The sequence below is a fragment of the Desulfobacula sp. genome, from assembly GCF_030611305.1.
In the GTDB taxonomy this organism is placed as follows: Bacteria; Desulfobacterota; Desulfobacteria; order Desulfobacterales; family Desulfobacteraceae; genus Desulfobacula.
In genome coordinates, this window is record NZ_JAUWQB010000044.1 from 21275 (window position 1) to 28658 (window position 7384).

The following is a 7384-nucleotide window of genomic DNA, read 5'->3' on the forward strand; positions in this document are numbered from 1 at the left end:
ATATCTCCTGTATCATTAATAATTTTACCTGGTTTTAGATTTCCTTTTTAACCGAACTGCAAAAAATCCGTCCATATTGTTTGCCTCAGGATATGTTTTTAAAAATCCTTCACAGGTCATTAATCTATAATAATTACCAGATTCAAAATCTTTATCAATTGAAAAATCTTTTCTTTTATCTAAAAATTTATAAATAACATCTTCATTTTCTTCTCTTTCACAGGAACACACGGCGTACACAAGGAGTCCGCCCGGTTTAACCAGGTTTGCCGCCGCATTGAGCATTTTTTTTTGTTTTGCTGCGAGACGGACAATATCATTTTTTGAGCGCTTCCATTTTGTATCGGGATTACGCCGCATAACACCAAGCCCTGTGCAGGGCGCATCAATCAGCACACGGTCAAAATAAAAGTCAAACTCCTTAATAGAGGTTTTTAATAGATTCAAAGGCTTTGTTTCGACAATATCAATGCCCAGTCTTTTTGAATTCAATTGAAGGGATTCAAGTTTTTTAGGTTCAATATCAGCTGCGATAATTATCCCTCTGTTTTCCATGAGCTGGGCAATATGCCCGGTTTTGCCCCCAAGGCCTGCACAGGCATCCAGAATTTTTTCTCCGGGTTTGGGTGCCAGAAATTGGGTGACAATCTGTGCTGCTTCATCCTGTATTTGAAATAACCCAAGTTTAAATGCTTCAAATTCCTGGATAGGTATACTGGGACTGGTAAAACTGATCCCTTGTAAAGCATAATCCGTCAATTGAATGTTTTTTGCAACTAAAGAAAGCCTCTTGGCAAGGGATTGTCTGTCGCCTTTTAAAGTATTGGTTCGAAGGGTGATTTGAGGAATAGTGTTTATTTGCCGGCAAAGGGAGCAGGTTGCTTCAAATCCAAAGGCATGGTTCCATTTTTTGGAAAGCCATAAGGGCAGGGAAAAATTTACAGAAATAAATTTGGATTTATCATCTTTTGCATCTGGAAAATGAACCTTTGAAAAGTTGTCTGCTGCATTTCTTAATACAGCATTAATAAATCCGGCTGCTTTTTTGTCTGAAATTTTTTTTGCAATATTGACACTTGTGTTATTCGCTGCAAAAACAGGTATCCTGTCCATATACAGAATTTGAAAAAGGGCTATTCTTAATAAATATAAGAGCTTTATATCTATTTTTTCCAAAGAAGTCTTGGAAAATGCACGAATGGTCCAATCAATGGATTCTCTTTGGCGGAGAACACCAAAGATCAGTGCGTTGCAAAGGCTTCGGTCATTTTTAGAAAGGTGCGATATCTCTTCTGAATAGTTTTCCAGGCTTTTATCAAGGCTATAAGATGCTTTGTGCCAGAAAACTAAAACATTTAAGGCTATGTGTCGTGGGTCTTTAATCATGCAAGATCAAATGTTACAGGAGGGTCAACTTTGTGGCCACATAAAAATTCCATGGCTTTTAATCGTTTCCCAGATGCTCCCATGAGCTCAAGAATGATAAGGCAGCCTTTACCTGTTGCAACATGAATTCCCTCTTTGTCGCATTGAAAAATAACTCCGGGCTCGTGACAGGACGGGTTATCAGAGGTTTTGGCTTTATAAATTTTGATTAGTTTGTCTCCAAGACTGGTGAACGCACCGGGCCAGGGTGTCATGGCATTAATGTGGGCACAGATCTGCCGATTCTCAAGAGTCCAGTCAATTTTTCCATCACTCTTTTTTAGCATTTTTACATAGGTGGCCTTTGAGTGATCCTGGGGAGCAGGTTCAAGATGGTTGTCCAAAATGGCATGAATGGTTTCTACAATAAGATCAGCGCCGATTAACCCTAACCGGTCATGAATATCCTGGGCCGTATCATGGTCGGATATGGGTGTTGTTGATTGTAAAAGAATGTCTCCGGCATCCATATCTTTTGCCATGACCATGGTGGTTACTCCGGTAATTTTGTCCATATTCAGAATTGATGCCTGGATGGGAGAGGCTCCCCTGTATTTCGGTAAAAGAGATGCATGGATATTAATGGGAAGTACTTTGGGAACATCTAAAATTTCCCGGGAAAGGATCTGTCCAAATGCTGCAACAACAAAAAAATCAGGATGGAGGGATAAGAGTTTTTCTTTGGGTTTTTTGGAATTGAGTTTTTCCGGTTGAAAAACATCAAGCCCCAGCTTCAGCGCAGCGGTTTTTACAGGTGAAGGCGTAAGTTTTTTTCCTCTGCCCCTGGGTCTGTCAGGTTGCGTAATAACAAGGCTGATATGAAAATCATCCTGTGCAGCAAGACGTTGTAAAGCAGGAACGCTGAAATCAGGTGTTCCCATGTATATGATAGTGGCCGTGTTCTTCACTGGTCATCAAGGTTTTTTTTAAGTTTTTTTTTATACATGGCTCTTTTTAAAACGCTGATTCTATCAATAAATAAGATGCCGTCAAGATGATCGATTTCATGCTGCATGATTACTGCGAGAATCCCTTCTGCATCAAATTCAATTTTTATTCCCTCAATATTAAGCGCTTTGACTGTGACTTTTTCATATCTTTTTACATCAGCACTGTAATCCAAAACACTTAAACAGGCCTCTTTTTCTGAAACAATACTGCCGGAGGCGGCAATGATCTCCGGATTAATCAAGGCTGTAAATTCTTGTTTTGAGCCATCATCATCTGGATTGACTGCATTGGAATTATAGACGAGAATCCTTTTGTTTACACCGATTTGGGGTGCAGCAAGCCCGACACCCGGCGCAGTAAACATGGTTTCTCCCATGTTGACGATCAATTTTTTTATTTCATCATCAATACCAGCCCCATCCGCGTTGTTCACCTTAACAGACGGTTGCGACAGAGATTTTTCAGGGTATGTTAAAATCTTAAGAACGGCCATTTTTTTCTAAGATGTCCTTTGCAATTTCAATATCTTTTTCAATCTGTTTAGAAAGTTCTTGAATATTGGCAAACTTTTTTTCATCTCTAAGCCTTTTAACCATATTGACGCGGATTCTAGTATTATAAATATCATGGTCAAAATCAAAGATATGCACTTCAATGGTAAACATCTGGTCACCAAAGGTCGGGGAAAATCCAATATTTGCCACACCCCAAAAATTACCTTTGGTTGTTTCTACAGTGACAGCATAAACACCAAGCTTGGGACAGAGTTCATCATGAAGTTTGATGTTGGCTGTGGGAAAACCCAACTGGCTTCCGCCACGTTCACGGCCCTGGATAACTTTTCCCCTGATTTGATAGTGCCGGCCAAGAAATTTCATGGCCTGATCAACTTTTCCGTCCATAATAATTTCACGTATTCTTGTACTGCTAATTCTTTTCAAGTCGGAATCCGTGTCATTTGTCCAGGCAGAAACAATGGTTTTGAATCCGAGTCGGTCTTCTTGAGTTTTTAATAGATCGATATTGCCCAGCCTGTCTTTTCCAAATGAATAGTCTGCACCAATAATAATCGTTTTCATTCCAATTTTATTCACAAGAATTTTTTCAATAAAATCATGGGCGGTAATTGAGGCAAACGCCATGTCAAACCGGATGCACAATAAAACATCTATACCGCAATTTTCAATGAGTTCAAGCTTCTGATCCCGCCGGGTAATCAAGGCCGGGCCTGAGATTCCCAACGCTTTTAGCGGATGGGGGGCAAAGGTCATGACAACAGATGTCCCGTTGATTTCTTTTGCTTTTTTTATAACTTGCCGGAAAAGACTTTGATGGCCTTTATGGACACCGTCAAAGTTGCCTATGGTAATGACGGCATTTTTAAACGGGCTGTCAATTTGATCTATATTTTTAATTAATTCCATGCCTACCTTTTCTAATTGGAACAATAATCTTGACAAAATTCAGAAACGAATATATATAGCCTAACTGTCATTTTTAAGCAATCTTTAATTGCCTGACTATGTACAGGAAAAGAAGGCCCAGTGCCGAAGTGGCGGAATTGGTAGACGCGCTTGTTTCAGGGACAAGTGAGCGAATGCTTGTGGGAGTTCGAATCTCCCCTTCGGCACCAGATGATACAACCAAAGGGTTAAGCCGAAGTGGTGGAACTGGTAGACACGCTAGACTTAGGATCTAGTGCCGCGAGGCGTGGAGGTTCAAGTCCTCTCTTCGGTACCATATAACTAACGGGAATTATTACAGATTCCCGTTTTTTTATAGAGCCAAAAGATGGTGCGGAAATGGTGCGGGTGGTGCACTTCATTTTTACATTTTTTGATACATTCCCATATGGCTATCACCTAGTTTTACAAACCCTCGAATGCTCAACTTAATATCCTAAAAAGTTGAATGGTTGAACACCCTTAGTAACGTGTCGCGTTAAAGCGGCCTTCCTCTTTTTTTAAACCCTATATAAAAATTGGTTCAATTAACTCCTTATAAACCTCATAGCCCGTTTTCCCGCTTAAATTCAAAGAAGTTACTCGCTCAAGGGGAGCCTCTGACCCGCTAACGGCACAAGGAATATATTTTAAACTCAGCTCCCTTTTTTGAAACGACGATGTTTTAAATATTTTAAAAAAATGTTTCAATTCAGGATTAACCATATCTATACCTTTGAAAGACAACGGCATTCTATTCATTTCCATATAATGGCGAAATTCCGGGCTACAAATATCGTTAATAGTGAAATCTACAAGAGTCGTTTTTTTTAAAAAAATCTTATCGGGAATATAGTTTTCAATATATTTTTCATATGGTTGTTCATGTATTGTTAAATCAATAACGGTAAAAGGTGGGGCATATATCCAAACATGTCCAGCCATAGAATCATTTACATCCATTGGCCAAAAATATTGGTTGCCTATATTGGGTTCTGTAGGAAATTCCATAGTCAAAGCCCCTTTAACAACAAAATTCCAAACGCCGAGTTTATCAAGAATTTGTGCAAGAACAATTGATAAATCAATACATGCCCCTTTCCTGCCGTCTTTTAACAATTCTGAATGCATGATTTCACAAGCTTTTAATATTTTATCTTCAGCCTCAATCAAGTACTCACGGTCATATTTTCGACCATAGACATATCTTGCATAACAGTTTAAAAATCGAGGGTTTTTCTGCTCAAATTTTAAAAAATTAGGATCATTGAAAAAACCTGGCTTATCAATCGCAATATTGTTCTTTTTAAAAAATTTAATTATTTTATTAAACTTGTCGGCATAAAGTACCATATTGCCCCTCAATCTACTTGTTTTTTTCTAATGATTTTATCACACATATTAACAAATGATTTATTCACCTTCATATTAAACTATTTGGATCGTTGATCTTGTATAAACAAGATAAATATAGTAATTATCTTCTCTAATGAATATAGTCAAATTGAAATAAGCGGCGGTTCATCTTTATACATACATAAGTATAACGGGATTCTTGCACGCCCATTCAACTAACTTGGAGATTCATTTTACAGCAGTCAAACCATGAAAAATATTTTTCAAAATCAGCAACTATAAATTTGTTATATTAAAGAGTGTAATGTCGAGAACCGGTCATAGATAAATTTAATAATGTACTAACTGGATTTTATATTAATCCACTTAATACATATTTTTTAATACTTTTTTTCTTATTTTGGGGTCTAAATTTTCAAGTGCCTGCATCGCTTTCCCAAATCCATCTTTATATGGCCAAAATTCAATTTCATTATTTCGGAGACGATAAATATACGCACCTACAGAGGGAAGGCAGCTCAAAGCGTATTCCATTTGAATATCATAACTTCCACAAACAATAACCCCTTCAACAATATGATTTTGTTTAGCCAAATTTTTCTTAACCCATCCCATGTACCTCAAAATTTGCCCAACCGTATCGTCAGATGATGAATCTTGTTTTAGTTCAACAACTAACCATTTATTTCTTTTATGATTGTGAGCTAACAAATCCATAGTACCAACTTCACCAGTATCATATTGACCCAATAGATCATTTTTCTCAAACAGAAACCACTCATCAGCGAAGAAAGTTTGATCCCATGCGGTATAAATTTTTTTTTGTAATTCTTCCTCTTTCATGTAGATTTGTTTTGAACTCAAATTCCTTAATCTTTTGAATGCTTTAGATTTGCTTGGAATATTTTTTAATTCTGGATGGGTTGCAACCCCTTGAGCTAATGGTAAATCTCTGGATAGAATACTTCTGGATTTTATGCCTAAAAGCCTACTCATTCGGGCATTGGATAATCTTGTAAGTTTCTGTAGCCTTGATAAAAATTCAACTTCTTTATACCAGGGATATTCTTTTTTAAGTTTTGTGTGAAACATTTTACACTTATATTCGTCGCCGATTGATTCGGATTCAAAATTAAAATCACATAGTTCACATACAGGGTTTGTCATTGAAATAGCATTTTTACAAAGTTTGCACTCTACCATTAAGACATCCTTTCAAATGCGGAGATTCCAGAAAAATTTACAAGATAATAATACTGAAATTTTGGTTGATTTAAAAATCAGCTTAAATGGAGATATAACTGAATGAAGCAGATTTTGCCAGATTGAATTTATTACATACTTTACCTGAAATTTTGTCCGGTCCAGGGATGTGCATTCTTAAAATCATGCAAATATCCTATAAAGTTGAATCTCAAGAATGATGCAAGTATTTTTGAGCTTCAGATATACTGTAAAAGGAAGCTTACAAAAGCAAAATTTTTATTCACAACGTGCAGTCGAAGTGTAACTAATACTCATTAATTATTACTCAACAGATTTTTCACGGTGGCATCAGCAAGTGCTTTTATAGCTGTTTCACTTACTGTTCCAAGTAAATTTAGAACTTTATGGCCAGCAGCTTTTATCCAGGTTTTCTTTGGTAACCTTTGTGATTGATTTTTTAAATTATCAAATCCGGTTTTTAATATATTTATGTCTCTTTGTTGAATCTTGTTTTGATCCTTTAGCTTTTCAATTTCCGACAGAATATTATCAAGTTTATCACCCCAATCTTTAGCCTCGCCTTTCGTAAATGGCTTGTTCGGTTCAGGGAGAGAATCAACATTTTTTTCAAGAGTTTCTCTTAATTTTGCCAAGATATCATGGTCAGAGTAACCTTCACTTATTGTTAAATCCTCTATAATGCGGGTAACCCATGACTGTATTCTGCTTTTGCATTGATTATACTCCGTGAAATCATATTTTTCCTGTTCGGTGAAGTATAGTCCAGGACATTCAACAGTATTCCATCGCAATTCTTTTTTTTTAGGCTGTATAATCACAAAGGAATACTTTGGGTTGTCTTTATCTCGTGTTCGACAGTTGTAGGTTCATTTTTACCGATTTTTGTAAAAATATCCAATAAAATCAGGCCGAGTATCGAATCTGAGTTCAAAACCTGTAGGCACACGACTACTCAAATTTATCTTGACAAATATATCAATACA

General features: G+C 36.9%; 7 protein-coding genes and 2 tRNA genes. 2 read left to right on the forward strand and 7 right to left on the reverse strand.

All coding sequences use genetic code 11. From position 1 onward, the window contains the following. Positions 1–24: 24 nt before the first annotated feature. The 4 genes from rsmB to QAI40_RS09975 are packed head-to-tail and all read right to left on the reverse strand — an operon-like array spanning position 25 to position 3800. Complete coding sequence (gene rsmB / locus QAI40_RS09960) at positions 25–1386, reverse strand: 16S rRNA (cytosine(967)-C(5))-methyltransferase RsmB (RefSeq protein ID WP_299981396.1); 1362 nt, start codon at positions 1384–1386, stop codon at positions 25–27. Continuing rightward, on the reverse strand, positions 1383–2333 hold the full coding sequence (gene fmt, locus QAI40_RS09965; RefSeq protein WP_299981398.1) for a methionyl-tRNA formyltransferase: 951 nt from the start codon (positions 2331–2333) through the stop codon (positions 1383–1385). Before fmt ends, rsmB begins: the two co-directional genes overlap by 4 nt. After that, positions 2330–2869 carry a peptide deformylase gene (gene def, locus QAI40_RS09970; protein ID WP_299981399.1) on the reverse strand — a complete coding sequence of 180 codons (540 nt, stop codon included), beginning with the start codon at positions 2867–2869 and terminating at the stop codon, positions 2330–2332. The genes fmt and def overlap by 4 nt, the downstream gene beginning before the upstream one ends. Beyond that, positions 2856–3800, reverse strand: a complete 945-nt coding sequence (locus tag QAI40_RS09975; protein WP_299981401.1) for a bifunctional riboflavin kinase/FAD synthetase — start codon at positions 3798–3800, stop codon at positions 2856–2858. The genes def and QAI40_RS09975 overlap by 14 nt, the downstream gene beginning before the upstream one ends. 122 nt (positions 3801–3922) lie before the next feature. Between QAI40_RS09975 and QAI40_RS09980 the strand changes: the two genes are divergently transcribed. Continuing rightward, a tRNA-Leu gene (locus QAI40_RS09980) sits at positions 3923–4009 on the forward strand. A gap of 22 nt (positions 4010–4031) precedes the next feature. Next, positions 4032–4116, forward strand: a tRNA-Leu gene (locus tag QAI40_RS09985). Positions 4117–4346: 230 nt separating this feature from the next. On the opposite strand, the gene QAI40_RS09990 is transcribed toward QAI40_RS09985, so the two are convergent. The 3 genes from QAI40_RS09990 to QAI40_RS10000 all read right to left on the reverse strand — a co-directional run bounded on the left by QAI40_RS09990 (position 4347) and on the right by QAI40_RS10000 (position 7219). Continuing rightward, positions 4347–5171, reverse strand: a complete 825-nt coding sequence (locus QAI40_RS09990) for a hypothetical protein (protein WP_299981403.1) — start codon at positions 5169–5171, stop codon at positions 4347–4349. A 369-nt stretch (positions 5172–5540) separates the two neighbouring features. After that, positions 5541–6377: an endonuclease NucS domain-containing protein gene (locus tag QAI40_RS09995; RefSeq protein ID WP_304511612.1), complete on the reverse strand. Its 837-nt coding sequence runs from the start codon at positions 6375–6377 to the stop codon at positions 5541–5543. 317 nt (positions 6378–6694) lie between these two features. Next, entirely contained in the window at positions 6695–7219 is a 525-nt protein-coding gene (locus QAI40_RS10000) for a hypothetical protein (protein ID WP_304511613.1), read from the reverse strand. Positions 7220–7384: the final 165 nt, after the last annotated feature.